This window comes from Chelatococcus sp. YT9 (assembly GCF_018398315.1).
Classification (GTDB): Bacteria; Pseudomonadota; Alphaproteobacteria; order Rhizobiales; family Beijerinckiaceae; genus Chelatococcus.
Window position 1 is genome coordinate 2,069,087 of record NZ_JAHBRW010000001.1, and the last position, 25,786, is coordinate 2,094,872.

Annotated in this window: 25 protein-coding genes and 4 pseudogenes; 12 read left to right on the forward strand and 17 right to left on the reverse strand. The window is 62.9% G+C overall.

Annotated elements, in window-relative coordinates; translation table 11 throughout:
• Nucleotides 1-5: 5 nt before the first annotated feature.
• On the forward strand, nt 6-1,490 hold the full coding sequence (locus KIO76_RS09275) for an aldehyde dehydrogenase family protein (RefSeq protein ID WP_213322863.1): 1,485 nt from the start codon (nt 6-8) through the stop codon (nt 1,488-1,490).
• A 172-nt stretch (nt 1,491-1,662) separates the two neighbouring features.
• On the opposite strand, the pseudogene KIO76_RS09280 reads toward KIO76_RS09275, so the two are convergent.
• A pseudogene (locus KIO76_RS09280) lies at nt 1,663-2,406 on the reverse strand (transposase); the annotation flags it as partial.
• Nucleotides 2,407-2,514: 108 nt separating this feature from the next.
• Between KIO76_RS09280 and istA (KIO76_RS09285) the strand changes: the two are divergent.
• Nucleotides 2,515-4,014, forward strand: coding sequence for an IS21 family transposase (gene istA, locus KIO76_RS09285; RefSeq protein WP_213322865.1), 1,500 nt, complete (start codon nt 2,515-2,517; stop codon nt 4,012-4,014).
• The gene (istB, locus tag KIO76_RS09290) at nt 4,014-4,742 is read left to right on the forward strand and encodes an IS21-like element helper ATPase IstB (RefSeq protein WP_151612119.1); all 729 of its coding nucleotides are present in this window, start codon (nt 4,014-4,016) and stop codon (nt 4,740-4,742) included. Before istA (KIO76_RS09285) ends, istB (KIO76_RS09290) begins: the two co-directional genes overlap by 1 nt.
• A gap of 142 nt (nt 4,743-4,884) precedes the next feature.
• Here the strand turns inward: istB (KIO76_RS09290) and KIO76_RS09295 are convergent.
• Nucleotides 4,885-5,523: pseudogene (locus KIO76_RS09295) on the reverse strand (transposase); the annotation flags it as partial.
• A gap of 54 nt (nt 5,524-5,577) precedes the next feature.
• On the opposite strand from KIO76_RS09295, the gene KIO76_RS30915 reads away from it, so the two are divergent.
• Together KIO76_RS30915 and KIO76_RS30920 are read left to right on the forward strand one after the other, a co-directional pair.
• Complete coding sequence (locus KIO76_RS30915; protein WP_249729548.1) at nt 5,578-6,084, forward strand: reverse transcriptase domain-containing protein; 507 nt, start codon at nt 5,578-5,580, stop codon at nt 6,082-6,084.
• A complete protein-coding gene (locus tag KIO76_RS30920) occupies nt 6,054-6,377 on the forward strand; it encodes a group II intron maturase-specific domain-containing protein (protein ID WP_291977612.1) in 324 nt (107 codons plus the stop codon). The genes KIO76_RS30915 and KIO76_RS30920 overlap by 31 nt, the downstream gene beginning before the upstream one ends.
• 397 nt (nt 6,378-6,774) lie before the next feature.
• On the opposite strand, the gene KIO76_RS09305 is transcribed toward KIO76_RS30920, so the two are convergent.
• The 10 genes from KIO76_RS09305 to KIO76_RS09350 form a co-directional block, all read right to left on the reverse strand.
• On the reverse strand, nt 6,775-8,055 hold the full coding sequence (locus KIO76_RS09305; RefSeq protein WP_213322867.1) for a TRAP transporter large permease: 1,281 nt from the start codon (nt 8,053-8,055) through the stop codon (nt 6,775-6,777).
• Between the two features lie 86 nt (nt 8,056-8,141).
• Nucleotides 8,142-8,744, reverse strand: a complete 603-nt coding sequence (locus KIO76_RS09310; protein WP_213322868.1) for a TRAP transporter small permease subunit — start codon at nt 8,742-8,744, stop codon at nt 8,142-8,144.
• Nucleotides 8,745-8,803: 59 nt separating this feature from the next.
• The gene (locus KIO76_RS09315; protein WP_249729817.1) at nt 8,804-9,883 is read right to left on the reverse strand and encodes a type 2 periplasmic-binding domain-containing protein; all 1,080 of its coding nucleotides are present in this window, start codon (nt 9,881-9,883) and stop codon (nt 8,804-8,806) included.
• 95 nt (nt 9,884-9,978) lie between these two features.
• The gene (locus tag KIO76_RS09320; protein ID WP_213322872.1) at nt 9,979-10,521 is read right to left on the reverse strand and encodes a nuclear transport factor 2 family protein; all 543 of its coding nucleotides are present in this window, start codon (nt 10,519-10,521) and stop codon (nt 9,979-9,981) included.
• 157 nt (nt 10,522-10,678) lie between these two features.
• Nucleotides 10,679-11,602, reverse strand: a complete 924-nt coding sequence (locus KIO76_RS09325; protein ID WP_213322874.1) for a LysR family transcriptional regulator — start codon at nt 11,600-11,602, stop codon at nt 10,679-10,681.
• 69 nt (nt 11,603-11,671) lie between these two features.
• Entirely contained in the window at nt 11,672-12,082 is a 411-nt protein-coding gene (locus KIO76_RS09330; protein WP_213322876.1) for a VOC family protein, read from the reverse strand.
• Nucleotides 12,079-13,296 (reverse strand): CaiB/BaiF CoA transferase family protein, encoded by a 1,218-nt coding sequence (locus tag KIO76_RS09335; protein WP_213322878.1) that lies wholly within the window; start codon nt 13,294-13,296, stop codon nt 12,079-12,081. The genes KIO76_RS09330 and KIO76_RS09335 overlap by 4 nt, the downstream gene beginning before the upstream one ends.
• A complete protein-coding gene (locus tag KIO76_RS09340) occupies nt 13,293-14,036 on the reverse strand; it encodes a CoA-transferase subunit beta (RefSeq protein ID WP_213322880.1) in 744 nt (247 codons plus the stop codon). The genes KIO76_RS09335 and KIO76_RS09340 overlap by 4 nt, the downstream gene beginning before the upstream one ends.
• Nucleotides 14,026-14,895, reverse strand: coding sequence for a CoA transferase subunit A (locus KIO76_RS09345; protein WP_213322882.1), 870 nt, complete (start codon nt 14,893-14,895; stop codon nt 14,026-14,028). The genes KIO76_RS09340 and KIO76_RS09345 overlap by 11 nt, the downstream gene beginning before the upstream one ends.
• Before the next feature lie 10 nt (nt 14,896-14,905).
• A complete protein-coding gene (locus KIO76_RS09350) occupies nt 14,906-15,802 on the reverse strand; it encodes an enoyl-CoA hydratase-related protein (protein ID WP_213322884.1) in 897 nt (298 codons plus the stop codon).
• Nucleotides 15,803-16,012: 210 nt separating this feature from the next.
• Between KIO76_RS09350 and KIO76_RS09355 the strand changes: the two genes are divergently transcribed.
• Nucleotides 16,013-17,446 (forward strand): amidohydrolase family protein, encoded by a 1,434-nt coding sequence (locus KIO76_RS09355; RefSeq protein ID WP_213322886.1) that lies wholly within the window; start codon nt 16,013-16,015, stop codon nt 17,444-17,446.
• Between the two features lie 173 nt (nt 17,447-17,619).
• Here the strand turns inward: KIO76_RS09355 and KIO76_RS09360 are convergent, their stop codons facing one another.
• Nucleotides 17,620-17,781 carry a hypothetical protein gene (locus tag KIO76_RS09360; RefSeq protein ID WP_213322888.1) on the reverse strand — a complete coding sequence of 54 codons (162 nt, stop codon included), beginning with the start codon at nt 17,779-17,781 and terminating at the stop codon, nt 17,620-17,622.
• Between the two features lie 138 nt (nt 17,782-17,919).
• Here KIO76_RS09360 and KIO76_RS09365 point away from each other — a divergent pair.
• From KIO76_RS09365 to istB (KIO76_RS09375), 3 genes and pseudogenes are all read left to right on the forward strand, one after another.
• A pseudogene (locus KIO76_RS09365) lies at nt 17,920-18,477 on the forward strand (IS66 family transposase); the annotation flags it as partial.
• Between the two features lie 617 nt (nt 18,478-19,094).
• A pseudogene (gene istA / locus KIO76_RS09370) lies at nt 19,095-20,560 on the forward strand (IS21 family transposase).
• Nucleotides 20,550-21,344, forward strand: a complete 795-nt coding sequence (istB, locus tag KIO76_RS09375; protein WP_213322890.1) for an IS21-like element helper ATPase IstB — start codon at nt 20,550-20,552, stop codon at nt 21,342-21,344. Before istA (KIO76_RS09370) ends, istB (KIO76_RS09375) begins: the two are co-directional and overlap by 11 nt.
• A gap of 120 nt (nt 21,345-21,464) precedes the next feature.
• On the opposite strand, the gene KIO76_RS09380 is transcribed toward istB (KIO76_RS09375), so the two are convergent.
• The 3 genes from KIO76_RS09380 to KIO76_RS09390 form a co-directional block, all read right to left on the reverse strand.
• Nucleotides 21,465-22,229: an ETC complex I subunit gene (locus tag KIO76_RS09380; RefSeq protein WP_213322892.1), complete on the reverse strand. Its 765-nt coding sequence runs from the start codon at nt 22,227-22,229 to the stop codon at nt 21,465-21,467.
• A 75-nt stretch (nt 22,230-22,304) separates the two neighbouring features.
• Nucleotides 22,305-22,814, reverse strand: a complete 510-nt coding sequence (locus tag KIO76_RS09385) for an Hsp20/alpha crystallin family protein (RefSeq protein WP_213322893.1) — start codon at nt 22,812-22,814, stop codon at nt 22,305-22,307.
• Nucleotides 22,815-22,910: 96 nt separating this feature from the next.
• On the reverse strand, nt 22,911-23,387 hold the full coding sequence (locus tag KIO76_RS09390; protein ID WP_192281448.1) for an Hsp20 family protein: 477 nt from the start codon (nt 23,385-23,387) through the stop codon (nt 22,911-22,913).
• 506 nt (nt 23,388-23,893) lie between these two features.
• Between KIO76_RS09390 and KIO76_RS09395 the strand changes: the two genes are divergently transcribed.
• The 3 genes from KIO76_RS09395 to KIO76_RS09405 all read left to right on the forward strand — a co-directional run bounded on the left by KIO76_RS09395 (nt 23,894) and on the right by KIO76_RS09405 (nt 25,445).
• Nucleotides 23,894-24,421 carry an antirestriction protein ArdA gene (locus KIO76_RS09395; protein WP_213322894.1) on the forward strand — a complete coding sequence of 176 codons (528 nt, stop codon included), beginning with the start codon at nt 23,894-23,896 and terminating at the stop codon, nt 24,419-24,421.
• A 240-nt stretch (nt 24,422-24,661) separates the two neighbouring features.
• Nucleotides 24,662-24,877 (forward strand): transcriptional regulator domain-containing protein, encoded by a 216-nt coding sequence (locus KIO76_RS09400; protein ID WP_213322895.1) that lies wholly within the window; start codon nt 24,662-24,664, stop codon nt 24,875-24,877.
• Nucleotides 24,878-24,968: 91 nt separating this feature from the next.
• A complete protein-coding gene (locus tag KIO76_RS09405; RefSeq protein ID WP_291977675.1) occupies nt 24,969-25,445 on the forward strand; it encodes a DUF2285 domain-containing protein in 477 nt (158 codons plus the stop codon).
• A 14-nt stretch (nt 25,446-25,459) separates the two neighbouring features.
• Here KIO76_RS09405 and KIO76_RS09410 read toward each other — a convergent pair whose 3' ends face one another.
• Nucleotides 25,460-25,747 (reverse strand): DNA -binding domain-containing protein, encoded by a 288-nt coding sequence (locus KIO76_RS09410; protein WP_213322897.1) that lies wholly within the window; start codon nt 25,745-25,747, stop codon nt 25,460-25,462.
• Nucleotides 25,748-25,786: the final 39 nt, after the last annotated feature.

The following is a 25,786-nucleotide window of genomic DNA, read 5'->3' on the forward strand; positions in this document are numbered from 1 at the left end:
ATCAGATGGAAAACAAAAACATCATGCAGGCAAAGGTTTCGCAATTCCTGAAACGCCGGCATCAGCTCTTCATCGACGGCCGTTGGCAGGACGCGGTGTCCGGCAAGACCTTCCCCGTCCACAATCCGGCCTCCGGCATGGAAATCGCCAACGTCGCCGAAGGCGGCCCCGAGGATATCGATCTGGCGGTAGCGGCCGCGCGGCGGGCTTTCGAGGGTTCATGGGCGGCGACCACGCCGTCGCAGCGCGCGCGCCTGATGTGGAAGCTGGGCGATCTCATCGACAAGAACGCCGAAGAGCTCGCCTACATCGAAAGCCTCGACAATGGCAAGACGGTCAGCTCGGCCATGAAGGTCGACGTTCCGGACGCGGCGGAGCGCTTCCGTTATTTCGCCGGATGGGCGACGAAGATCGCAGGCGAGAGCCTGAACTCAGTCGGCCCGGTGAACTGGCACGCCTACACGCTGCGGGAACCGGTCGGCGTCGCCGGCCTGATCGTGGCGTGGAACTTTCCGCTGTTTCAGGCGGCCAACAAGATCGCGCCGGCGCTGGCGGCCGGCTGCACGGTCGTGCTGAAGCCGGCCGAGCAGACGCCGCTGACCGCGTTGCGGCTGGCCGAGCTGGCGCAGGAAGCCGGCTTCCCGGAGGGCGTCATCAATGTCGTCACCGGCTACGGACGCGTGGCGGGAGCGGCTTTGACCGCCCATCCGGATGTCGACAAGATATCCTTTACCGGCTCGACTTCGGTCGGCAAGATGGTGCTCGACGCAGCCAAGGGAAACCTGAAGCGTGTCACACTCGAACTCGGCGGCAAATCTCCGGCGATCATCATGCCGGACGCCGATCTGGACCGCGCCATACCGGCTGTCGCCACGAGCATCTTCTTCAATTCCGGTCAGGTCTGCTCGGCCGGCTCCAATCTTTTCGTTCACAAGTCTGTGCATGACCAGGTGATCGAAGGAATCGTCAACCACGCGAAGAAGCTGAAGGTCGGCGCCGGCACTGAACCCGGGACGGAATTGGGGCCGGTCGTGTCGGAAGCCCAGTTGGAACGCATCCTCGACTATTGCGAAGGCGGCGTCAAAGCGGGGGCCGAAATCGTGATGGGCGGCGCACGGATCGCGCGCGATGGCTTCTTCGTCGAGCCCACGGTTCTGGCCCGCACGACGCGCGACATGGCGGTGCGCCAAGAAGAGATATTCGGGCCTGTTCTCGCAACATCCTCGTTCGACGAATTGGACCTCGACAAGATCGTCGACGAAGCCAACGCCACGATCTACGGGCTTGCCGCCTATGTGTGGTGCAAGGACATCGGCATCGCGCATCGCCTTGCCAGACGGCTGAAGTCCGGCCTTGTCAACATCAACGGAGGCATGCGCGACGCGTCTGTTCCGTCCGGTGGGTACAAGCAATCCGGCTGGGGCCGCGAGCACGGGAAGGTTGGCGTCGAGGCCTTCACGGAGATCAAGTCCATCGTCGTCGGCCTTTGAAGGCACGTCCTACCCGGTCGGATCCGCGATCCGGTTCGCGCCTTTGACGAACCCCGCCTTTGGCGGGGTCAGACTGCTGACAAACCCCGTCGATTTTCGGCGGGGTTTTTCTTTTTGGAGTGGCGGCGCTGGGATTTGGCCGTTCAGGATGAATTGGCAGGAGGTGTCGGCCTCAGGCGGGTCTGGGAAGCGACTTGGGGCTGAGGGCCAGGGCCATCTTCTTGATGTTCTGGGCTGTGGCGGCAAGCAGGCACTGGACGCGCACGCGCACCAGACTTCGGAAGCGGGCGTAGCGATGGCCGTGCAACTGCTTTGCATCGGCGAAGGAACGTTCGACCGTCTCCTTGCGACGGCGGTAGATGGCCTTGCCCCATGCGGTCAGCCGGTTGGCGTCGAGGTGCGCCGAAGCATCGGCCCAGACGTGACGGACAATGGTGCGCTGCGCCTTGGCGTTTGAGGTGCATGAAGCCAGCAGCGGGCAGGTGCGGCAGATCGCCGGGTCGGAGTGATAGTGGCGGTAGCAATTGCGATCGGTGGTGGCGTAGGCAAGCAGCTGACCCCGTGGGCAGCGATAACCGTCGGCCTCTTGCTCGAAGGCGAAGGCGGACGGCCCCATCATGCCAGGCTTGGGTGGGGTTGGCCGACGATAGCCGGTGACGCCGCGCACCCTGCGATCCTCCAGGCCCTTGGCGATACCGGCGGTCGCATAGCCGGCATCCAGCCCGACCGCCGCGACATTGAAGTCGAAGCGCTCCACCTGCCGGTCGAGCCGCGACAGGTAAACCACCGAATCGTGGACGACCGGCGTGGCAAAGGTGTCGGTGATGATGGCGTGTCTGGCGTCCACCGTTCGGTGGTCGAGATAGAAGAAGCCTTTCGGCTTGCCCTCGCGCACCATGTAGCCAGCCTGTGTTTCGGCGTGCAAGTTTGACCCCATGAGGCGGGGGATCGGCGTCCAACTTTGACCCCCTTGAGCCGGTTTCGGTGAGACTGCCCGTCCTGGTTTCGGATGGGCGGGCGGGGGATGAAGGGCGTGGATACGATTGCGCGGATCCGGCGCGAGTTTTCGATCCGTGGGAAGACGATCAAGGAGATCGCCCGCGAGCTGCATGTCTCCCGGAACACGGTGCGGAAGGTGCTACGCTCGGGTGCGACGTCGTTCGAGTATGAGCGGAAGGTTCAGCCGCAGCCGAAGATTGGACCCTGGCGCCCTGAGCTGGATCGGCTGCTGATGGCGAACGACGGCAAGCCGGCCCGCGAGCGCCTGACGCTGATCCGGCTCTTCGAAGAACTGCGGGATCTCGGCTACGAGGGCGGATACGATGCCGTGCGTCGCTATGCGCGAGGCTGGCGCCGCGAGCAATCCGCCGTCACGGCCGACGCCTATGTGCCTTTGAGCTTCGCGCCCGGCGAGGCCTATCAGTTCGACTGGAGCCACGAGATCGTCGTCATCAATGGCGCGACGACCCAGGTGAAGGTGGCGCATGTCCGGCTTTGTCACTCGCGCATGCTGTTCGTGCGGGCCTATCCGCGCGAGAGCCAGGAGATGGTCTTCGACGCCCATGACCGGGCCTTCGCCTTCTTCAAGGGCGCCTGCACGCGCGGCATCTACGACAACATGAAGACCGCGGTGGAGACGATCTTCGTCGGCAAGGAGCGGGCCTATAATCGCCGCTTCCAGCAGATGTGCAGCCATTACCTGGTCGATCCCGTCGCCTGTACGCCGGCCTCGGGCTGGGAGAAGGGGCAGGTCGAGAACCAGGTCGGGCTCGTGCGCGAGCGCTTCTTCGCCCCACGGCTGCGGGTCAAGAACTACGACGAGTTGAACGCCTGGCTGATGGATCAGGTGCTCCGCTACGCCAAGGCTCACCGCCATCCCGAACAGCGTGACCGCACGATCTGGGAGATGTTCGAAGCCGAGCGCCCGAGCCTGGTGCCTTACGCGGGGCGGTTCGATGGTTTCCACTCACTGCCAGCCTCGGTGTCGAAGACCTGCCTCGTGCGCTTCGACAACAACAAGTACTCGGTCATCGCGAGTGCGGTCGGGCGTCCCGTCGAGATCCGCGCCTATGCCGATCGGGTCGAGCTGCGCCAGGACGGGCGTATCGTCGGCGAGCATCCCCGCTGCTATGGCCGCGACCAGACCATCTACGATCCTTGGCACTATGTCCCGGTGCTGGCTCGCAAGCCGGGAGCCCTGCGTAACGGCGCCCCCTTCAAGGATTGGGTCCTGCCCGGCGCGATCGATCGGGTCCGGCGCAAGCTCGCGGCCGTTCAAGACGGCGATCGGCAGATGGTCGAGATCCTGACCGCGGTGCTGAGCGACGGGTTGCCCGCCGTCGAAGCTGCCTGCGCGGACGCCCTTCGGCAGGGCGTCCACTCCGCCGACGTGATCATCAACATCCTGGCCCGGCGCCGCGAGCCCGCGGCAGCGATCACGATCATGACGCCCGATGCGTTGCGCCTGCGCCATGAGCCCACCGCCGATTGTGCCCGCTACGACAGCCTCAGGAGAGCCGTGTGATGGAACGCTCGGAGATTCTCGCCACCATGGGCGAGCTCAAGCTCTATGGCATGAAGGCCGCCTTCGACGAGATCATCGCCTCGGCGGTGAAGCGCCAGCACGAGCCGCAGCGCGTCGTCGGCGACCTGCTCGCAGCCGAGATCGCCGAGAAGCAGGCTCGTTCGATCAAGTATCAGATCACCATCGCCAAGCTGCCGCTCGCCAAGGATGTCGCCGACTTCGCCTTCGACGGCACCCCGATCAACGAGACGCTCGTCCATGATCTCGCCGGCGGGAACTTCCTGGCTCATCAGCGCAATGTCGTCCTGGTCGGAGGCACCGGGACCGGCAAGACCCATCTCGCCATCGCGATCGCCCGGGCCTGCATCCGTGCCGGAGCTCGCGGCCGCTTCTTCAACGTCGTCGATCTCGTCAACAAGCTCGAGGCCGAAGCCCGCGCCGGCCGCCAGGGCCGCATGGCCGATTATCTCGCACGCATGGACTTTATCGTCCTCGACGAACTTGGCTATCTGCCCTTCGCCCAGTCCGGAGGACAACTGCTCTTCCACCTGGTCAGCAGGCTCTACGAGCAGAGCTCCGTCATCGTCACCACGAACCTCGCCTTTGGCGAATGGCCGTCCGTCTTCGGCGACGCCAAGATGACCACCGCGCTCCTCGACCGGCTCACCCATCACTGCGACATCGTCGAGACCGGCAACGAGAGCTGGCGCTTCAAGAACAGGCTCTGAGTTCCCCGCACACCACCGATCCGGAGCCGGCGCGGCTGCGCAATCCAGACCAGCTCCGCCGCGCCGCCTCCTCACCGCGCAGCATACTCAAGGGGTCAACATTGGACGCCGATCGGGGGGCAACTTTGCGGGCCGTTTGACAGCCAGCCTCAGGGTCGGTCCGCGAGACCTTCGTCTCCTTGACCGTCGGCTGCCGCTCCTTCTCCTTCAAGGGCTTCTGGCCATGCAGCGTCCGTTCGGCCTCGATCGCCCGGTCCAGATCGGCCCAGTAGTCGGCGCGTGATTTGGCGATCATCGCAAGGTCGTACTTGCCCTTGTTGGCGTTGGCCTTCAGATGCGTGGAGTCGGTGTAGAGCACCGTGCCGTCGACCAGGCCGGCCCGGATCGCCTGCTCGACAATGCGATCAAAGATGCCCTGCGCAATCGCCTCGTCCTGGTAGCGGCGGCGACGGTTCTGGCTCAGCGTCGATGCGTCGAACACCTTGTCCGTCAGCTTCAGCCGCAGGAACCAGCGGTAGGCGACGTTGACCTCGATCTCGCGCACCAGCTGTCGCTCCGAGCGCACCCCGAACAGGTAGCCGATGAACAGTGCCTTGAACATCAATGTCGGATCGAGGGGCGGACGGCCATTGTCGGCGCAATAGAGCGGCGCCGTCAGATCATGGATGAACGAGAAGTCGATTACACCATCGATCCTGCGCAGAAGGTGGTCGGCGGGAACCAGCTGATCAAGCGTCACTATCTCGAGCGCGGTCTGTTCGGGAGCGGGTCGCTTCAACATGACCCACTGAATCAAAAACCCCCAGCTTATGCCAGCGGCTTGTCAGCAGTCTGAATGGCCCGGCGTGAGGCCGGGTTTTTTGATGTGCGCCAGGCGGTTCTTGCCGCCCGGTCCCACGTGGCTGGTGGCCGCCGCTTCGTGGTCGATCTCGATCTGGAGAAGTTCTTCGACCGGGTGAACCACGATGTCTTGATGGCACGCGTGGCGCGCAAGGTCATGGACAAGCGAGTGCTGCGGCTGATCCGCCGCTACCTGCAGGCCGGGTTGATGACGGGCGGGATCGCGACAGCCCGCAGCGAAGGCACGCCGCAAGGCGGTCCGCTTTCGCCGCTCCTGTCGAACATCCTGCTCGACGATCTCGACAAGGAACTGGCGCGGCGCGGCCACGCCTTCTGCCGCTATGCCGACGACTGCAACGTCTATGTGCGGTCGCAGCATGCCGGCGAGCGTGTCATGGCCTCGCTCACCCGTTTCCTTGCCGAGCGGCTGAAGCTCAAGGTCAACGCTGCCAAGAGCGCCGTTGACCGACCGTGGAGGCGACCTTCCTCGGCTACACCATGAGTGCTCAGGAGACGCCGCGTCTGCGGATAGCGGCATCGAGCGTGGCACGACTGCGCGACAAGCTGAGAGCGGCCTACCGCGCCGGGCGCGGCCGTGCCCTTGGCGCCACCGTCAAGACCCTTGCCCCGATCCTGCGCGGCTGGATCGCCTACTTCCGGCTGACCGAAGTGAAAGGGGTTCTCAAGGAACTGGATGGCTGGCTGCGGCGCAAATTGCGCTGCATCCTGTGGCGGCAATGGAAGCGACCGCGGACCCGGTTCACGCGGCTGATGCAGCGGGGCCTAGTAGAGTAGCGCGCACGTGACTCGGCCAACAATGGCCGCGGTCCCGGGTGGAACGCCGGGGCCCGCCACATGAACGATGCCTTCCGCAAGGCCTTCTCCGACCAACTCGGGCTGATCTCGCTCCAACAGGAACTCAGACGCCTAAATCACGCTTCATGAACCGCCGTGTACGGAACCGTACGCACGGTGGTGTGGGAGGAGGGAGACCGCAAGGCTCCCTCCTACCCGATTGGGTGCGGTGCGGCAGGTCTCGGGGAGGATGCCTTTGTGATCGCCGCCACAGTCGCTCGTTCGCGGCCTGCCTCAGCGGATTGCCTCAGCATGACGCGCCAGAACAGCCCCGCGCATGGGCCGAGGGCTGCCGACGGACAGCGCCCGATGGTCCGGGACAGCCTTGCGTTTCCCGTCAGTAGAAGAGCGACGGCAGCCAGAGGGCCATGCCGGGGAAGACGATGAGCAGGAGGATGAAAAGCAGCATGATCACCACGAACGGCAGCGATCCCGTGATGACGTCCATGAACGGCCCCTTTCCGCGCAGATTCTGCACAACAAAGAGATTGAGGCCGATCGGCGGCGTTATCATGCCCAGTTCGATCAGGACAACCACCAGGATGCCGAACCACACTTGATCAAAGCCGGCAGCAAACATCAACGGCGCCACGATCGGAACAATCATCACCGTCAGCGACAAGGACTCCATGATGCAGCCGAGGAGCAGAAACAACACGACGACCGCAAACAGAAGCATCATCGGCGACAGGCTGAAGTCGCCGATCACCGTCTCGATGGCCGATATGACCCCGGCCGTGGACATGGCGAAGTTCAGGAAATAGGCCGCGATCACGATGAGCATGATCATGGACGACGTTTTGATCGAGGCATCTATCGCCTCGAAAAGCGTTCGAACGGTAAGGTTCCCGAAGGCCATGCCGAGCAGGATTGCACCGGCCACCCCCAGCGCGGCGGCCTCGGTCGGCGATGCGAACCCCGCGTAGATTGAACCGACCACCAGTCCAAACAGGAAGATTGGGGGCAGCAAGTCGGGTAGCCGTCTGACGCGCTCAGCCCATGAGATAGGCTGGCGCTCACCACCATAGGACGGCCGGAACAGGCAGACAACGGCGACGCATGTCATGAACAGAGTCGCCAGAGCCAGACCCGGCACAATTCCGGCGAGATAAAGCTGCGGGACCGAAGTATTGGTCAGGACGGCGTAAATGATCAGCGTCACCGAAGGCGGGATCAGAATCCCAAGCGTGCCTCCGGCAGCGATGGTCCCCAGGAAGAGTCGCTCATTGTACCGGTAGCGCCTAGCCTCAGGCAGCGCGACAGTGCCAACTGTGGCTGCCGTTGCGATGCTCGATCCTGCGGTGGCGGCAAACATGGCGCAGGCGGCTACGTTCGAATGCATGAGCCCTCCCGGCAACCAGGACACCCACGCAGCCAGTCCATGGTACATTCTGGTAGCCAGACCGGAACGCAGTACGATCTCCCCGAGCAGGATGAACAAGGGGATGGCAATCAAGAGAAATTCGCTGCTCGCCGACCAGGCCACATCCCCCAAGGCCGGCATCAACGACAGCGTTGATGACGAACCGATGATGAGGGCGCTCGCGCCCAGTACGGCGGCAATCGGCAATGACAGGGCAACCAGCACTACGATCGATAGCGGAAGAACGATCCCCATATTTATATCTCCAAGTGACGCCGCATTCCGCCGATCATATATTCTTACGAAACCCCAGCTCGATCGTTCTCTAATTCTTATGAAGACTAGAGTGCTTGGAGCGCTTCCTTCGACTCCACTTCGGCTTCTTCCTGGACCGATAGGATGCCGAACACCTGATGGGCTTCCTGATCCTTCCCTTGAAGAAGAAGAACAACGCACTTGAGGAAGATCAGAATGCAGACGACAAGGAAGAACGCGAAACCAACGACCCAGATGCCTTGTGGAAGCCACAGGGGCACGACAATGTTGGAGTTCGACGTCGCGCCGAAGCGCCACGACTCCATCACGGTCATGCCGCCCCAGCGAGTCAGCAGAAAAGCCAGCACAGCAAGAGAGAGGGAAGCGACGGCATCAAGAATGGCGCGAGCCTTCAAAGGCAGAAGGACGTAAAGGAAATCCACTCTTATATGAGACCGTCTTAGCAGGGCCAGCGACAACCCCCAACTGATGCTGACGGCAAAAGCATAGGAAGAAATCTCATCCGCCCCACCAAGCGTCACCGAAGAAAAACGCCGCAACACGACATCGACCACCACCATCAACGCAGCGAAGAAAAGCGCTATCCCACCAATTCGTACGGCGACGAGAGAAAGCGATTCCGATTTCGCCAAGGCGAAAGAAAGTGCGCGGTCAATCGAGTCAAGCATTTTCGTGTACACTCCAGTGCAAGCGGACGGGACGGAGCAGGGGCCTAGCCTCGAGGCATTCAATTGATCAGGCCGGCGGCCTTGCCGATGGTTTCGTTGAAGGAGGCGAGGCACTTTTCGCCGCAGCGGGAGGCCCATTCAGGGATGAATTTCTCCTTCGCCAAAGTCTGCAGCCGATCGCGGTCGGCATCGGATCCATCGATCACGATCATGTCACCTTTGACGCCCAGCACGCAGTTGTCTTTGCCGGCTGAGCAATCGACGCCCTGCTGTGTGTGTTCGGCGACGGCATCCCACATCACCCCGTGGATACCCTTCTCAAGCGACACCTTAATCATGCTGCGCTGGTTATCGGTCAGACCGTCCCACCATGGCTTGTTCGCTACGTAGACCATCTGCCCCCAGCCGATTGCGAGGTTGAGCATGTGTGTGGTGACATCGTCGATATGCGCCTTGTTGTTCGGCAGCGAGCCGCCCATGGTGCAGTCGATCATCTTGTTCTGGAGTCCGGGAATGACCTCCGCGAACGGCATGAAGACGGGGGTTCCGCCGAGCGCTTCGACCAGAGCGGCCGGCGACTTGCCATTCACCCGCACCTTCTTGCCGGCAATGCTTTCCAGGCCCGTCATCACGGCGTTGCAGAAGAACATCTGGCCCGGATTGGAGCCGATGGCGAGGAGCTCGACACCGAACTTCTCCGCGAAGATCGGCTTCAGGAACGCCAGCGAAGCCATACTGACTTTGCGCGCCGAGGCCACGTCCGGCGCCAGCCCTGCGATGTCGACGCCTTCCAGCGCCACCTCGTCGCCGGTGTTGTAGCCGAGCAGCACCGAACCCATCTGGACGACGCCGCGTCCAGTCAGCCGCAGCACCTCGGGACCCTTGAGGCCCATCTCGGTCAGGGACTTTAGATCGGCTTTGATCTCGCCGTTGGTGTCCTTGGGCATCTGCTCGAGGAATAGTTCGCGCTCGAACTGTTCGTAGATCGGCGTACCCTTGAGCGATCCGGCCATGTTGAACGTCAGGGGTTCGGCCGACGCCTTGCTCGCAAAGACCGACAACCCAAGAAAGGCGGCGAGGCCTGCGGCGCGTGCGACGGCGCCCCAACGGTGGCGCCTAACGGCGTTCGCGCGTATCATATTGCTCACGATCATAGTCCTCCCATGTTGGTCCGCTTAATGCGGATATGAATTCCTCAAATGTCGCGCGGCCCCCTCCTGACGCGCGTCGATTCTCAAATGTCCGCCTCCATGGCGAAAACGACGTCATCGTGCGACCGCAAGCCGACCGTGAATCCGTTGCCGATCGGCCCGGGCGCGTTCTCCTGCCGGAAGGCGCGCATGACCCCCTCATAGACGACGACGCGACGGGCGATCTTCCACCGGCCGTCGCGCTTCTCGAAGCGATCGACATATCGGCAGGCAATGGTGACGGTCTGGCCGGGCATCGGCTCATCTCCGGCAACCGGCTTCAGCCACTGGTAGAGGATGCAATAGGTTTCCGCCGACGCGGACGACCCGTTCACATTGACATTTGGAAAGCCAAGGAGGTGCATGGACGCCTCGAACTTCTCGTGATGGGGACGGGCCCATTCGATGAAGTCGTCGACCTTGCCCTTGAAGACGCCGTGATCGTCATATGCGTCGTTGTGATAGGCCGAGCGCATAAGGTCGAAATCTTTGCGGTCCGAGCCCCGGCCGCAAGTCTGGATGACTTGGCGTATTTCCCGCTCGTCCCTGAGAAGTTGCAAGAATTCCTGATCGGCCTCTGTCGTCACGCATGTCCTCCGATGGCCTGACGGTCCGGCGATTTCTGACCGTCGGAGCGAGGAAAAGGCTATTCAAGAAGCGCGTGGAATCCCAAGATTGATTAACGATACATGTGATGCTCAACAAGCATCGCATGTGCAGGGTCGATCGACCAGCAAAGATGGTTCAGCTTTCGTCCGCGGCCTGGAGCGAACCGTCCAGCCGCTGCGGCAGCTTGAGGAGCTGCTCGATCAGCAGTTCCTCGACGGTGTGTATGCTCATCGATGTAGGCCGCCTGACGTTTACGCCGGAGACGATCTGGCGCCGTATCGGCGGGTCGGTCAGGCGAACACCGACCAGCCTGCCTTCTGCAACCTCCTTGTGCACCATCGAATACGGAAACACTGTGCAATACAGGCCGCGAAGCACCATCTCCTTGAGGACTGGGATGCTGTCCATCTCGACCTCATAGTTGGGCGAAATGCGATACGCGGCGAACCACGGTTCCAGAACGCGGTGGAAGCCGTTGGTGATGGCAAGCGGATAGTGGACGATGTCCCTGAACGGCACGGCGGCGCCTGCGCCGGACATGAGCTTGGCCGTGCCAACCATCACCATGTCCTCTTCGATCAGCTTCCGGTACTCAACCGACTTGACGGGACCCGGATCGGTCAGCAGCGCGATGTCGATGCGTTCCAGTTCGAGCCATTCAGCCAGGAATATGCTAAACCCCTCGATGATCTTGAGGGTGAGACCCGGATATTTTGCGCGGGCCTCGGCGATCAGCGTCGGCGCAATCAGGTAGGACAGCGACGGCGGCAGTCCCACGACGACCGTCCCAAACGGGCCCGCGGACGTGTCGGACAGGCTTGGCTTGATCGCGCCGATGTAGCGCAGGATGTAGTCGGCCATCTCCTGCAGACGGCGGCCGGCATCGGTCAGCTCGACGCCGCGAACCGTTCTCAGCAGCAGCTTGACGCCTAGCTCATCCTCGAGCGCGATGATCTGCCGACTCAGCGCCGGCTGCGCGATATGGAGCTTCTCCGATGCCTTGGTGAAGCTCTGATGCTGCGCGATCGAGGCAAAGTAGCGAAGCTGTCTGAGCTCCATCGTTCACATCCGCCTGGCGATTGCCCCCTCAAGCTCCGTGCTCACCCGACCACGAGATCCGCGCCGGCCTCAGCCGGATTCCTCGACCTCGACCAGCACGCCCTGCATGGCAGACGGCTTGAGGAAAGCCATGCGCACGCCCATCACGTTTAACGAAGGTTGGCCGAGCAGTTCGGCGCCTCCAGAAGCCATGCCGGCAAGCGTATCATCAAGATTCGCCGTCGAGAATGCCAGGTGGTGCAATCCGCCGCGCGGGCTCTTCTGCAGATAGCCGGCCAGCGGACTGTCGGCCTGCAGCGGCTGCAGCAATTCGATGTAGACCGCGCCGAGGTCGATGCGACGTAGCCGCACCCCTTGCGTTTCGTTCTCGAAGACCGGACCCGCCGCAATGCCCAGCACGCGCTCCCAATGCGCAGCGGCGGCGTCGACGTCCGGCACCGCCAGGCCGACATGGGAGATGCCGGAGACGGTGCCGGTCATGCGGACACCTGTTCTTCGGCGCCTGCCGTCACCGCCGCACCGAGTTGGTAGAGCTTGCGCCGGGAATCGGCATCATAGCCGAGCTCGGCCAGAATCTCGTCCGTGTGCTCGCCCAGCAGAGGCGGCGCGGCGCGCAGCGTCTGCGGCGTCTCGGTCAGCTTGAACGGGAAGCCTAGAAGGTCGAGTGATCCGGCCGTCGGATGCTCGAGGCTCACCACCATGTCGCGGGCGATCGTGTGCGGATGCTTGAGGGCGTCGGCGACGCTGTTGACCTTGCCGCAGGGAATGCCCGACAGCTTGAGCTGCGCCATCCACCATTCGCTGGAATGGCCCTTCATGGCCTCTCCCACCGTGCTGTCGACCAATTCGCGGTTCCTGACTCGCGCCGCGTTGGTCTTCATGCGCGGGTCGGCCGCCCACTCCGGCTGCTCAGCGAGCACGGACAGGCGCTCAAACTGCGAATCGTTGCCTACCGCAAGCGCGATCTCGCCGTCATTTGTGCGGAACGTGCGGTAGGGGACGATGTTGGGATGACCGTTGCCGAAGCGGCTCGCTTGCTTGCCGGAGAGGAGGTGGTTGGACGCGACGTTGGCCAGGAGGGAAATGCCCGTCTCGTAGAGCGAGGCGGTAACGGCCTGCCCGTACCCCGTTATCTCCCGCGCCCGAAGCGCGCTCAAAATGGCGATGGTGGCATACAGTCCGGTGGTTATGTCGACGATGGCGACGCCATGCTTCATGGCCTCGCCGTCGACCGCGCCGGTGATCGCCATCAGTCCGGTCTCGGCCTGGAGGATGAAGTCGTATCCAGGGTCTGCCGCGCGCGGACCGGTCGGTCCATAACCGGTGATCGAGCAGCGGATCTGGCGCGGGACGCTGGCGCGCCTCCAATCTTCGCCGAAGCCCCAACGCTCCAGCGTGCCGACCTTGTAGTTCTCCACCAGTATGTCGGCGTTCCGCATCATCCGGTCGAGTATCTCGATGCCCTCGTCCGTCTTCAGGTCGAGCACGATGCTGCGCTTGTTGCGGTTGACGCCAAGATAGTAGGCGGCCTCGCCGCCGGCATGCGGCGGCCCCCATCCGCGCGTTTCGTCGCCCAGCGGCGATTCGACCTTGATCACCTCGGCTCCCATATCGCCCAGCATCATCGTGCAGAGCGGCCCTGCCAGGACGCGCGTCAGGTCGAGGACCTTGAGGCCGGTGAGAGGACCATTCATGCGGATGCTCCATCGTTGACGAAATCGAAGATCGAATGATTCTTGTCGGGGAGCGGCGGCAGCACATCGAGCCGATGCCTGCGCCTGACATCCCAGGAAATGCCGGCAACGGCCTCGCCGGCGGTGACGCCGTGGGCGGTCGCGGCAAGCGTCATCTCGCCATCGTCGAAGCGGAACAGCGCTCGCGGGGTGACCAGGGCAGCCGGTCCGGCACCGCTGCCCGGCCTCACCGCGCGTACGCCGGATGCGGGATGGCCGGGACTGGTGATGTAGCCGACCTTCTCGACGAAGCGCTTCGGCTCATGCGGCATCAGCAGCACAGTCCGGCGGGCTAGCATCGCGATGTCGTGCGCGCCGCCCGATCCGGGAAGCCGCACGGCCGGATTGTCATAAGCACCGATGGCCGTGCTGTTCAGGTTGCCGCGGCGGTCGATCTCGGCACCAGAGAGCATGCCCACGTCTATGCGGCCCTGCTGCAGCGTCGCGAACACGTCGAGCATCGTGCCGATCATGGCAGCTCCGCGCGCCACCGAAGGGCTGCCGGTGGACAAAGGCGGCTTGTCCGGGTCGGCGCCGATGACGCCCGATTCGAAGATCATAGTGATGTCGGGGGCATGGCTGCGCCGCGCTATCATCGCCGCAAGCCCAGGAGCGCCGATACCCACGAAGACGACCTCGCCGTCGTGGAGCTCCTGCGCGGCGTGCCAGGCCATCGTCAGCGTTTCGGCGTCATAGGACATGCGCCGGCACCCCTGCTCTGTCCATCAGTTCCGCGCGGCGCTCGGGGTCGGGCAGCCCGCCGCCGGCGCGGATCGCGGCCAGATAGGCGTGGACCTTGCTGGGGTCGCGCGATAGCCGGTCGAACGCCACGTAGTGCTCGTCGTCGCGGTCGTAGAGGCCCTTCACGTAGGACGGCCACGCCCCGAATGGCGCATGGACGACCGCGGAGACACGGTGGGCCGGGAGGATAGTGCGCTCGGGTTCGGACCTGATCACCGCGTCGTCGACGATCTCTTCGACGGTAACGACCACGGATTTCGCCGCCCGCGCTCCCGCCAATGTGTCGCCCATGATGCCGTCGGCTTGTACATTGCCGTGGCGGTCGGCGCGCAAGGCGTGGACCAGCGCGACATCGGGCGTCAGCGCCGGCACGGCGGAGAGCGTCCCACCCGTGAACGGGCAGACGACCGGCTTCCGGTCTGCGCGCTCGCCCAGGTCGCCTTCCGACAGAACATGCGCCGGCAGGAACGGAACGCCGAGAGCGGCGGCCTCAAGCTGGAGCAGGAGCCCGAAATTGCTGGTTTCGGTCAGCGCCAGCCGGCCCTCGCGTATCGCCTTGCGACAGATGTGCGAGATGCCGACGCCGGGATTGCCGAACCAGCCGACGACGATGCGGTCGGCCGCGCCCGCCGCCACCAGCAGGTCGAACAGGATGTCCGCGCCGGTGCGGCAGAGCGTCAGCCCAGTTATGCCCTGCCGGATGATCTCGCGGCCAGCGGCAAAGGGAACGCCCTGGCCGAAGCCGCCGACGAAGACGAGCGATCCCGCCGGCACGAAGCCACGGATCGCGTCGCCTATCGACAGGACCTTATCAGTCATCGAGGCCTACTCAGGCGCCTGCGCGCTGGTTGCGGTCGTTCGCGAAGTCCGACAGGTAGCGATCGAGCGCCTCCTTGTTCTGCTTCCGGAACTTCATGAAATCGGGCTTGCGCTTGTCGAGGAAGGCCTGCATGCCTTCGATGCTCTCATCGGTGCCCCAGATGTTCGCCAGCAACTCCATGCCCTGCTGCCAGGATGCGTAGAGCGTGTCGGACTCGTGGTTGAGCGACTTCTTGGTCGCACGCAGCGTCTGCGATGAATGGCCCTTGATCTTCTCGCACCAGGCCAGCGTCTCTGCCTTCAGCTTGTCCTGCGGCACAACTTTGTTGATCAGACCGATCTGAACGGCCTCCGCAGCGGTGAAGGTGCGGGCCAGGAAGATCATCTCGCGAGCCAAGCGCTCGCCAATGATGCGCGGGATGTACTGGGTAGCGCCGACGGTCGGGCAGGCGCCGACCTTGGCTCCGGTCTGACCGAAGACCGCGTTTTCAGACGCGATGACCAGATCGCACCACAGGGCAAGCTCGTGGCCGCCGCCCATGCAGTAGCCATTGACCATGGCAATAACCGGGATCGACAGGCCACGGATCGTCATCGCCAGCCCGAGCATGCGGTCGTTCCACATATGGGCGTTCTGGCGGTTGAGCTTCATCATGGCCGTGAAGTCGCCGCCGGCCGAAAAGGCCTCGGCGCCGGCTCCGGTGATGACGGCGCAGCAGATAGTCGGATCCTCGCGCGTCGTCGACAGGGCGTGGATCATCTCGTCCAAGCTCTGCTCGCGGAATGCGTTGCGGAAGCGCGGGCGGTTGATCGTGATCCAGGCAACGTTGTCCTTCACCTCAAAAAGGACATCGCGATAGGTGTCCGGGGTCGCTGCGGTGATGCTCGGCGCCATTGCTGTGCTCATTGACGCATCCTTCCAGTGTTCGATGGTAAAACTCTCCAGATCGATACAGATGTCTGAAAAGGCGCGGAAAGACTGAATTGCGATCAATCCAATGCCCCTGTGCGATAGGGGCGCGCGGTATTAGCAAAATACCGAAACGGCATTATTGTCCCGCACGGCGAACGTCCAACATGCGTCGCGGCAAACGGGGCGCGCTACCCGGTTGCCACAGTGCGTTTTCTTGCCGGGGAGGCCCAATCGTTGACAAGACCAATTCTCTTTCGCAATGCCACGGTGATCACGATGGACCCCGCGCTGGGGGACATGCGCAATTGCGACGTTCTGGTGGAGGACGGCAAGATCGCAGCCGTGCGTCCGAAAATCGACGCACCCGTCGCCAACGTCATCGACTGTACGGACCAAATCATCCTTCCGGGCTTTATCGACACGCACCGCCATACCTGGCAGTGCCTGCTGCGCAACACCGCCGTGGACTGGAGCCTGGGCCAGTATTTCGGCGGCGTCCGCGGTGTGATGGGATACCACTACACGGCCGACGACATGTATGTAGCCAACTATTGCGGCGCGGTCGAATGCCTGCATGCCGGCATCACCACGCTCTACGACTGGTCGCACAACAACAACAGCCCCGACCACTCCGACGCCTCCGTGATCGGTCTGATGGATTCGGGCATCCGCGCCGTCTACGGCTACGGCAACTCCAACGCCGAATGGATTCCGGTCAGCGAGAGGCGGACGGATTTCGAGGACGTGAAGCGGATCAGGCAGCGGTATTTCTCGTGCGACGATGGTCTGATGACAATGGCCTTTGCCGCGCGCGGCCCACAATACACGACGCTGGACGTGGCCGAATTCGATTTCCTCACGGCCCATGAGCTCGGTCTCCGGATCACCGTCCATGCCGGCAGCGGGCATTGGGGCAAGAGGCGGCCGGTCGACCAGTTACGCAGCCGCGACCTGCTCTATCCCGAGACCGTCTACGTGCATTGCTGCACGCTGGCCGACGAAGAACTCGACATGATCGCGGCCAGCGGCGGCTACGTATCCTCCTCGCCCGAGGTCGAATTGAACATGGGCCACGGCTGGCCCGTGACGATGCGGGCCCTGCGCGCCGGCTTGCGCCCGACGATTTCGATCGACGTGACGACATCCATCGGCGGCGACATGTTTAGCGCAATGCGGGCGATGATGGGCAATGCGCGGGCGCTGGTGAATGTGCAGGCGCTGGACAATGACGAGGTCCGCGACCGGCCCATCGTCACAAGCCGCCAGATTCTCGAATTCGCCACGATCGACGGCGCCCGCGCCTGCGGGCTGGAGAACAAAGTCGGCTCACTGACGCCCGGCAAGCAGGCCGACCTGATCGTCATCGAGACCGCGTCACCGAACATGTTCCCGTTGAACTATGCCGTCGGTGCAGTGGTCGAGGCCGCGAGTCCGGGCAATGTCGTAACCGTTATGGTTGCCGGCCGCTTCATGAAACAGCACGGACAGATGTCCGGTATCGACCTGACCGCCACCAAGCGGCGGATGGAGGCCGCAAGGGACGGACTGTTCGAGCGAGCTAAAATTCCGGCGGACGGCTCCTGGTTTCCAATTCCACATGTCGGCGGAACGGACGGCAAGGTGCACAGTGCGAAATAGCTTCGCCAGCACTGAGGCTTCTTCAAGACCGGTTGGGGGTTCGTTCTAAAGCGACAATGCAGTCCAAATGCCTCTTTCGACGGATCCATGATCCTCAGGATTTAGGCGAAGTTCACTTTGAGCGGTTTCTCGAGCACCGTTTCAAACACTGGAGCCCCGACTCGGGCGACCGATCAGCGCCCGGAACTCACGTATTCGTCGCCCAACGTCTTATCCTTCCTGCCGGCTGCATCGCCGCCGCAGCGTTGGCAGAACAGCCGCTCGCCGCCAGTATACTGGGCGGCGGCGCCGGCCGGCAGCAGCCCAATCGCCGACAGGAGCGTGACCGATGGCACGTACGCATGGTGGTAACGACGGCTTGTTTCAGGGGGTGAACTTCGACCCGGATCATGGGATTATTCGCAATCTGAAATGATAGATGATCAGCTCATGGCCGGAAGGGGCCACGATCCCCTGGAGACCAGCCAGTCGAGGCGGCGTGCTGGACGCACGCGCGGCGCTACTTCCACGACGAGTTGCTGGCCAATGGCAGCCCGCTGGCGCGCGAGGCGATCGAGCGCATGCAGCCGCTGTTCGCCATCGAGGCGGAGATCCACGGCCAGCCGCCGGCGGCGCGCCTCACCGCCCGCCAGGCCCGCTCGGCGCCGGTGATGGCTGACCTGCACGCCTGGCTGGAGGCGACGCTGCGGCGGATCTCCGGCAAGTCGGACCTCGCCAAGGCCATCCGCTACACGCTGGCACAGTGGGGCGCGCTGACGACGGTACTGCGCGACGGCCGTGCCTGCCTGCACAACAACGCCGCTGAGCGGCGCATGCGCCCGCTCGCCCTTGGACGGAAGAACTACCTGTTCGCCGGATCGCTCGAGGGCGGTAGGCGTGCCGCGATCATCTACACCCTGGTCGGCACCGCGGAGCTGAACGGCTGGGATCCGCAGGCGTATCTGCGCGTGCTGCTGGACCGCATCGCCGACTACCCGATCAACCGCATCGGCGAACTCACGCCCTGGAACCTACGGCCCAACCCGGCCTGACCACCGTCAAGCCGCCGACGCCGTAGCCGTCGATGCACGCTTACCATGAATCAGACAATCCGCGTCAGAGGAATCCCCCCCAAGCGACATGCGGCAATCCGTCCACACCACCTAATCCCTCGAAAGGAAAACATGCCGTCAACTCCGAAGAACGTGCGAGCCAACATTGAAACAGCGCAAGGTGGACAACCGTCCAACCTCCACTAGTAGTTTTGCGTTAAGCACAGCTTTGGCGGTTATCGCGTCACTAGAGGGCAATCGGCGTTATTTGGCGCATTTGGTGTGATGCGCACGCCGCACCCGAATGTCGCGACTGAACGCGCTGAGAGAGTGTGTTACTAATGTGACGCATCAGTCCCGAAGCAAGATAGACTTCCGACGTCTTGTTGACGAGCGTTTCGATCGCTAAAGTTCGCCGTTGTCCCGCGCGACGATCAAACTTGCGTTCGCGCTCACTAAACGAGCGGCTCTCATGGACTGATCAATCTTCCATGGAAGTGTATGTGTTAATTTCCACTGAGAACTGACCCAGTCCAGAGCGGATTTTCCATCGAGAAGTGACCCATGTTTTCACCACGTCTCACGCGGCCTACGCGGGGGACAGCGGAGTGATCGACATGGAGTTATTGAGCGTCATCCGACGCTGGCACTATCGGGATCACCTCTCGATCCGAGAGATATCCCGTCGTAGCGGCCTCTCACGGAACACCGTGCGCAAGTACCTGCGGGCGAACAGCATTGAGCCACAGTTTCAGGCTCCTGACCGGCCGAGCAAACTTGATCCCTATGCCGACAAGCTCGCAGCGATGCTGCGGGTCGAGGGCGGCAAGTCGCGCAAGCACAAGCGCACGGTTAAGCAGTTGCACGCCGATTTGGTGACGCTGGGCTATGGGGGGTCGTACAATCGGGTCGCGGCGTTTGCCCGGGACTGGAAGGCCGCGCGGTTGCGCGAACAGCAGACCAGCGGCCGTGGCACTTTCGTGCCTTTGGCTTTCGTCCCGGGTGAAGCGTTCCAGTTTGATTGGTCGGAGGACTGGGCAATCATCGCCGGCGAGCGCACCAAGCTCCAAGTCGCTCATTTGAAGTTGTCCTACAGCCGCGCCTTCACGCTGCGAGCCTACCTACTGCAGACCCACGAGATGCTGTTCGATGCCCACAACCACGCCTTCCGGGTGCTGGGCGGCGTGCCGCGGCGAGGCATCTACGACAACATGAAGACGGCGGTCGACAAGGTCGGCCGGGGCAAAGAGCGCCAGGTCAATATCCGCTTCTCAGCCATGGTGAGCCACTTCCTGTTCGAGGCGGAGTTCTGCAATCCAGCCTCCGGTTGGGAGAAGGGGCAGATCGAGAAGAACGTACAGGATGCCCGCCATCGGCTGTGGCAACCCATGCCGAACGTCCCCACGGCGCGCAACCCGGCTCGATCGCCGATGTGTGGGCTGAGGAGATCCGCCACCTGATGCCGATGCCGCGGCCGTTCGACGGCTTCGTCGAACACGCCAAGCGCGTTTCCCCGACCTGCCTCGTCCACCTCGAGCGCAATCGCTACAGCGTGCCGGCCTCCTTCGCCAACCGCCCGGTGAGCCTGCGGGTCTATCCCGACCGGATCGTCGTCGTCGCCGAGGGACAGGTGATCTGCGAGCATCAAAGGGTGTTCGCGCGCTCCCATGATCGCCAGAGCCGGACCGTCTATGACTGGCGCCATTATCTAGCCGTGGTCCAGCGCAAGCCCGGCGCCCTGCGCAACGGCGCCCCCTTCGCCGAGATGCCGCCGGCCTTCCGGTCCCTGCAGCAGCATCTGCTCAAGCGGCCAGGCGGTGACCGCGAGATGGTGGAGATCTTGTCCCTGGTCCTCCAGCATGACGAGCAGGTCGTGCTCGAGGCTGTCGAACTCGCTCTCAAGGCCGGCGTGCCGACCAAGACCCACATCCTCAACCTGCTGCACCGGCTGATCGACGGCACGCCGCTGAGCACGCCACCCATCCTGGCTCCTGCCTCTCTCACGCTGACCACCGAGCCTCAGGCCAATGTGGAACGCTATGACGCCCTGCGTCGAGCCAGGGAGGCACGCCATGCGTCATGATCCGGCCAGCGGAGCCATCGTCATCATGCTGAGAAGCCTCAAGATGCACGGCATGGCGCAAGCCGTCGCCGAACTCACCGAACAGGGGTCTCCCGCCTTCGAGGCTGCCATGCCGATCCTCTCGCAACTCCTGAAGGCCGAGACCGCCGAGCGGGAGGTGCGATCGACCGCCTACCAGCTCAAGGCCGCGCGCTTCCCGGCCTATCGCGACCTCGCCGGCTTCGACTTCACCAGCAGCGAGGTCAACGAGGCGCTCGTGCGCCAGCTCCATCGCTGCGAGTTCCTCGACGACGCGCACAACGTCGTCCTGATCGGAGGGCCGGGCACCGGCAAGACCCACATCGCCACGGCTCTTGGCGTCCACGCCGTCGAGCATCATCACAGGCGGGTCCGCTTCTTCTCCACCGTCGAGCTCGTCAACGCCCTCGAGCAGGAGAAGGCGCAGGGAAAGGCCGGCCAGATCGCCAGCCGACTCGTTCACGCCGATCTCGTCGTCCTTGACGAGCTCGGCTATCTGCCGTTCAGCAGCTCCGGCGGCGCCCTGCTCTTCCACCTGCTGAGCAAGCTCTATGAGCGCACCAGCGTGGTCATCACCACCAATCTCAGCTTCTCCGAATGGGCCAACGTCTTCGGTGACGCCAAGATGACAACCGCCCTGCTCGACCGGCTCACGCACCACTGCCATATCATCGAGACTGGCAACGACAGCTTCCGCTTCAAGACCAGCTCGGCAAAGCCACCGAAACCCTCAAAGGAGAAGTTCCGAAACTTGACCTCGACCTGACCTGAGACCACCACCACCCCGGGTCAATTCTCGGTGAAAATCCAGGGACAGTTCTACGCGGAAATCAACAGGCAGAACCTTCTGGCAATCGAAAACGACATGCGTATCCATCGCTGCACCTCATGCTGCCTTTCGTGTGCCTGAATCATCCCGATCATCAGCAACCTCGCGTTCAAGCGCGAGCAGCGCCTGCTCGACCTCGTCGAGGCGCGACGGCCGGTCGTTCTCGGGCATGCCTTCGTTGGTGGCCTGGTCGATCAGGTACTCGGTCCAGGCCCAGTTCATCAGGATCGCGCGCTTCGCCTCCAGCGTCAGCGTCGGATCGCTGACCACGTTCATGGGCGTCGTCCAGCTTTCAGGACCGGACGGGTCGTTGCGGTTCGCCACGCCGTCGAGCGCACGCCCGTAGGTCTCCCGAAGGGCGGCGAGCCCGAGCCGGTCGAGCGTCGCGTCCGAGAAAGCGTGCGTTGACTTTCCGACATACGCAGGCTTCTCATCAACGCGCTGGCTGCGGCCATTGCCAGTCGTCTGCCCGGTCGGTGGCTGGACCACATAGGTCAGACCCTGCCGCTCGGCGTAGCGGATGGCCGATTGCAATGTCGGGAAGCTGAGCTCGACCTGGGCCAGCGTATCGCCGCCGCCCGTATAGCCCATCAGCGGCTCGATGAAGGGCGCGGTGCGCCGCTCGAAGACCAGCCGCCAGCCCTTCGTGCGGGCCCTACCGGAGGTCGTCACCGCGCGGGACGGCTTGTAGATGCGCGCAACCGCGTCATCCGGGAAGACCGAGCGCCCCATCGAAAGGGCCTTGTGCCGGTTGTCGTTCGACGGCCACCCCTGCGGAATTGAATTTCCAGTTGATCTGTTGATCTGTCTCGTCATCTCCATTGTTCATCCCTCCCTCTCTGGCGAAGGATGCAGCCGACGGCGGCCAGATGGCCCGCCGCCGGTGCCTGCCATGCGTCAACTCTTGATGGCGATGCGCTTGACCTGCGACTGCGCCTTTTCGCTCTTGGGCAAGGTCACGGTCAGAACGCCGTTTTTGAACCGCGCGTCGACCTGGTCGTCCTTGACCTCGTAGCCGAGCGGGATGCGGCGCTCGAAGCGGCCATAGAAGCGCTCGGAGAACTGTCGGTCCTTGTCCTCCGTCTCGGAGCGCTTCTCGCCCTTCAAGGTCAGCACGCCGTCGTCGAGCAGGACTTCAATGTCCTTCTCTTCCAGGCCTGGCATTTCGGCGGTCACCTTGATCTCTTTCTCGCCGTCGGAGATCTCCACGTTCGGCCAGCCGCCGCTGAAGGCGGAAGCTCCCACGAGAGAGGGCAGGTTCGAGCCGAAGCCGCGGAAGACGTCGTCGAACAGCCGATTCACCTCGCGATGCAGCGAGAGGAACGGATCACGATCGCCATCGCGCAAGACACTGGGAACCTGATTGCCGTTGCTGCGGCCCCAGGGGATCAGATCACGGACACTCATTGTTCTTCTCCTTTCTGTTCGTTCGATTGACAATGCTTTCCCGACGGCGCCGGGGAGTGCCCGGCGCCGTGCGCGAATTGCGCTGAGGGAGCGGCCTCAGGCCGCCAGCTTCTCGGCCTCGATCTGCCTTGTCTCGACCTTGGGCAGCGCCTTGCCGGCTGTAATCTCGATCCGGCGCGGCTTCATCTCTTCGGGAATCTCGCGCTTGAGATCGATCGTCAGCAGACCATTGACGAGGCTCGCGCCTGCGACCTTGACATGGTCGGCTAGTTCGAAGCGGCGCTGGAAAGCGCGCCAGGCAATGCCGCGATGCAGATACTGGCTGTTATCCTCGCCCGGCTTCTGACCCGACACCATGAGCATGTTCTGCTCCTGGGTGATGGTCAGCTCGTCCTGCGAGAAGCCGGCCACCGCCATGGTGATGCGGTAGTCGTCCTCGCCAAGCTTGGCGATGTCATAAGGAGGCCAGTTGTCGATGCTCTCGACGCGGCTCGCAGCTTCGAGCGCGTTCAGCATTCGGTCGAAGCCGATGCTCGACCGGAACAGGGGAGTAAAGTCGAAAGTGGTTCTCATAGCCACATCCTCCATTGAGCAACATGGGTACAAGTTGTTCTGCCGCCGGATACTATTGCATCCGCTCGACACGCCGACCCCCAAATGGGCGGCCGGCATTCATGATTTAGTTCAGTTGAGTGGCTGTTCAAGAGGTTGACGTCTTACCGATACCACGCGGCGCAAATTGACCCGGCGCTAAAGCGCCGGGCTTTGTTCACTGGCGGCCCTCCGGCTCTCTACAGCGCAATGTCAAAGCGCGTTCGCCTCCGGGCCAGCGCGGCTGCCGCCGCGTCACATCTGATCGACACGGGAAGGATTGCTAAGGGCGCTGCCCTCGCGCGGCGCAAGAAAACTCTCCGACCTTTCGCGGCATAAACGGCCTGCTCCCCGCAAGCGGGTCCTCTCCATTTATTCCACGGTGCCAAAGAGTTGTCTGGCACCTTACTACCCCGGTCTCGCCGACGGGCAAGGGTTCAGGAGCGGCGCTTCGCTGCTCTGAACCCCAAACCCGAAGGAAGAGAGACATGACCAGCGCAGCCGACAGCAATCCCCGCATCTATGTCGCCTGCCTTGCAGCCTACAACAACGGCTATCTGCATGGTGTCTGGATCGACGCGGATCAGGACGCCGACGAGATCAGGAAAGAGATTTCCGCCATGCTCGCGCGTTCGCCGATCACGGGCGCGGAGGAATACGCCATCCACGACTATGAGGGCTTTGAAGGCGTCACCATCAGGGAATATGCCAGCATTGAGAGCGTCGCACGGATGGGCGCTTTCATCGCCGAGTACGGCGCGCTAGGCGCGGGCTTGCTGAAGCAGTTCGTCGGCGACATCGACCAAGCCGAAGCCGCCTTGCAGGACTGCTACCATGGACAGCACGCCAGCCTTGCCGACTACATGGAAGAACTGACTGCCGAGAGCGTCACGATTCCCGATGCCCTTCGCTACTATATTAATTGGGAGGCAATGGCGCGTGACGCCGAAATGAACGGCGAGTTCTTTACGGTGGAAACCGCACGCAACGAGGTGCATGTCTTTTCCAACTACTGAGGCTCGAATGGCTTTGCTCATATCGCGGGCAAATCTATTCGACAAAGAATGCCAGCAAGTGGAATCCTGATTCGTCTAAATAGACGAATCAGGACAGCATGTTTAATGGAAATATACCTATCAATGTTCGCTCGAAACGAACAACGTTCCATTTAATTCTATATACCTTTAGTAGAGACAGTTTCGCAAACTCTCTATCCGGGCGTTGCCCTGCGCCGCCCGGCATAGGGAGGTAACGCCATGTTGCGTATTGATTGGCGTGTGCCGGGGGCTTACGGCCACGCGAAAGCTATTCCCCCGTCCGGTTTCGCCTGGGAATATCTTCGCCGCCATGAGGAATATCATCGCGACTTCCAGAACATTTCGCGCGTGAAGGAGCTGCCGGCGGACGAACTGGAGACATTCTCCCAGCGATGGGGTTTGCGATTTCCCATGCGATCCCGAAACCCCGCCTGACCGGCAATCCCTGTTCTGGATTCCGAGCCTTCAGCCGCGAGCCATTCAACTGTCTCCGGTGCAGCATCGTGAAGGGGCGACGGAGCCGATCGTGACGCTGGCGCATCTGTCCGGCCTCGACCTCCGGCACGCGGCTGACGGATGGCATGGCATCTGGCATGTCGGGGGCGTCACGCATCAATTCTGGCTGCCCCAGGCCGTGCCCGACGCGCCCGCCTTCTACGGGTCGTTCCTGCCGATGGACGACTTTTATGACCTGCGAGTTCACGCCGCGCGGAGGCTTTGGCGTTCGATCAAGGGGCGCTCGCCCGGTCCAGATTTTCGCACAATGCCGGCGCAGCTTCGACAGTTTCATATCCTGTCCCTGCGCGCGCTCGACGCCCGGTTGCGGGGCGAGAGCTATCGCACCATCGCCGAAGTGCTGCTCGGCTTTCGCGGGACCAAGGAGGATTGGGAAGTCGATCCCCGCAAGAACCAGGCCCGGCGATTGGTCGCGCATGGCCTGAAAATGATGCGAGGCGGCTACCGCCTGTTGCTGCATTATCCGATCAAGCCGCCCGCCGAGTGAAGCGCCGGCAACGGTCAGCGCCCGGCCGCGACCTCTTGTTCCAAGATTCGCCGATAGCCTTCGCGGGAAAGCCATTGGGCGCGCGCAAGGTGACTTTCCCAACAACGTCGCGTCCGCGCCTCGTCGTCAACCGGATCACGATGCAGGACGATTCGCGCGACTTCCTGCCAATCCGCACCTTCCGCCTTCGCATCGAGAAGGCGCCAATAGGTGACGTGGTGCTGTTCATCGTAAGGCGTAATGTCGTTTCCCGTTGGTGCTTCGTCGTCCACATCGGGATCGAGTTCGACCCGCATCGTCATTCCCCTTCATCCTGGGAGAGCAATGGCTTGCGGTGCGCC

What these genes read in the sequence shown, in the direction of transcription:
- istB (WP_151612119.1), top strand. Translation starts at nt 4,014, where the DNA reads ATGGAACGCTCGGAGATTCTCGCCACCATGGGCGAGCTCAAGCTCTAT.
- KIO76_RS09330 (WP_213322876.1), bottom strand. Translation starts at nt 12,082, where the DNA reads ATGACCGGCACCGTCTCCGGCATCTCCCATGTCGGCCTGGCGGTGCCG.
- KIO76_RS09400 (WP_213322895.1), top strand. Translation starts at nt 24,662, where the DNA reads ATGTTGCGTATTGATTGGCGTGTGCCGGGGGCTTACGGCCACGCGAAA.
- KIO76_RS09390 (WP_192281448.1), bottom strand. Translation starts at nt 23,387, where the DNA reads ATGAGAACCACTTTCGACTTTACTCCCCTGTTCCGGTCGAGCATCGGC.
- KIO76_RS09335 (WP_213322878.1), bottom strand. Translation starts at nt 13,296, where the DNA reads ATGAATGGTCCTCTCACCGGCCTCAAGGTCCTCGACCTGACGCGCGTC.
- KIO76_RS09395 (WP_213322894.1), top strand. Translation starts at nt 23,894, where the DNA reads ATGACCAGCGCAGCCGACAGCAATCCCCGCATCTATGTCGCCTGCCTT.
- KIO76_RS09350 (WP_213322884.1), bottom strand. Translation starts at nt 15,802, where the DNA reads ATGAGCACAGCAATGGCGCCGAGCATCACCGCAGCGACCCCGGACACC.
- KIO76_RS30915 (WP_249729548.1), top strand. Translation starts at nt 5,578, where the DNA reads ATGGCCCGGCGTGAGGCCGGGTTTTTTGATGTGCGCCAGGCGGTTCTT.
- KIO76_RS09380 (WP_213322892.1), bottom strand. Translation starts at nt 22,229, where the DNA reads ATGGAGATGACGAGACAGATCAACAGATCAACTGGAAATTCAATTCCG.
- KIO76_RS09310 (WP_213322868.1), bottom strand. Translation starts at nt 8,744, where the DNA reads ATGCTTGACTCGATTGACCGCGCACTTTCTTTCGCCTTGGCGAAATCG.
- KIO76_RS09345 (WP_213322882.1), bottom strand. Translation starts at nt 14,895, where the DNA reads ATGACTGATAAGGTCCTGTCGATAGGCGACGCGATCCGTGGCTTCGTG.
- KIO76_RS09340 (WP_213322880.1), bottom strand. Translation starts at nt 14,036, where the DNA reads ATGTCCTATGACGCCGAAACGCTGACGATGGCCTGGCACGCCGCGCAG.
- istB (WP_213322890.1), top strand. Translation starts at nt 20,550, where the DNA reads ATGCGTCATGATCCGGCCAGCGGAGCCATCGTCATCATGCTGAGAAGC.
- KIO76_RS09305 (WP_213322867.1), bottom strand. Translation starts at nt 8,055, where the DNA reads ATGGGGATCGTTCTTCCGCTATCGATCGTAGTGCTGGTTGCCCTGTCA.
- KIO76_RS09410 (WP_213322897.1), bottom strand. Translation starts at nt 25,747, where the DNA reads ATGACGATGCGGGTCGAACTCGATCCCGATGTGGACGACGAAGCACCA.
- KIO76_RS09275 (WP_213322863.1), top strand. Translation starts at nt 6, where the DNA reads ATGGAAAACAAAAACATCATGCAGGCAAAGGTTTCGCAATTCCTGAAA.
- istA (WP_213322865.1), top strand. Translation starts at nt 2,515, where the DNA reads ATGAAGGGCGTGGATACGATTGCGCGGATCCGGCGCGAGTTTTCGATC.
- KIO76_RS09385 (WP_213322893.1), bottom strand. Translation starts at nt 22,814, where the DNA reads ATGAGTGTCCGTGATCTGATCCCCTGGGGCCGCAGCAACGGCAATCAG.
- KIO76_RS09325 (WP_213322874.1), bottom strand. Translation starts at nt 11,602, where the DNA reads ATGGAGCTCAGACAGCTTCGCTACTTTGCCTCGATCGCGCAGCATCAG.
- KIO76_RS09315 (WP_249729817.1), bottom strand. Translation starts at nt 9,883, where the DNA reads ATGATACGCGCGAACGCCGTTAGGCGCCACCGTTGGGGCGCCGTCGCA.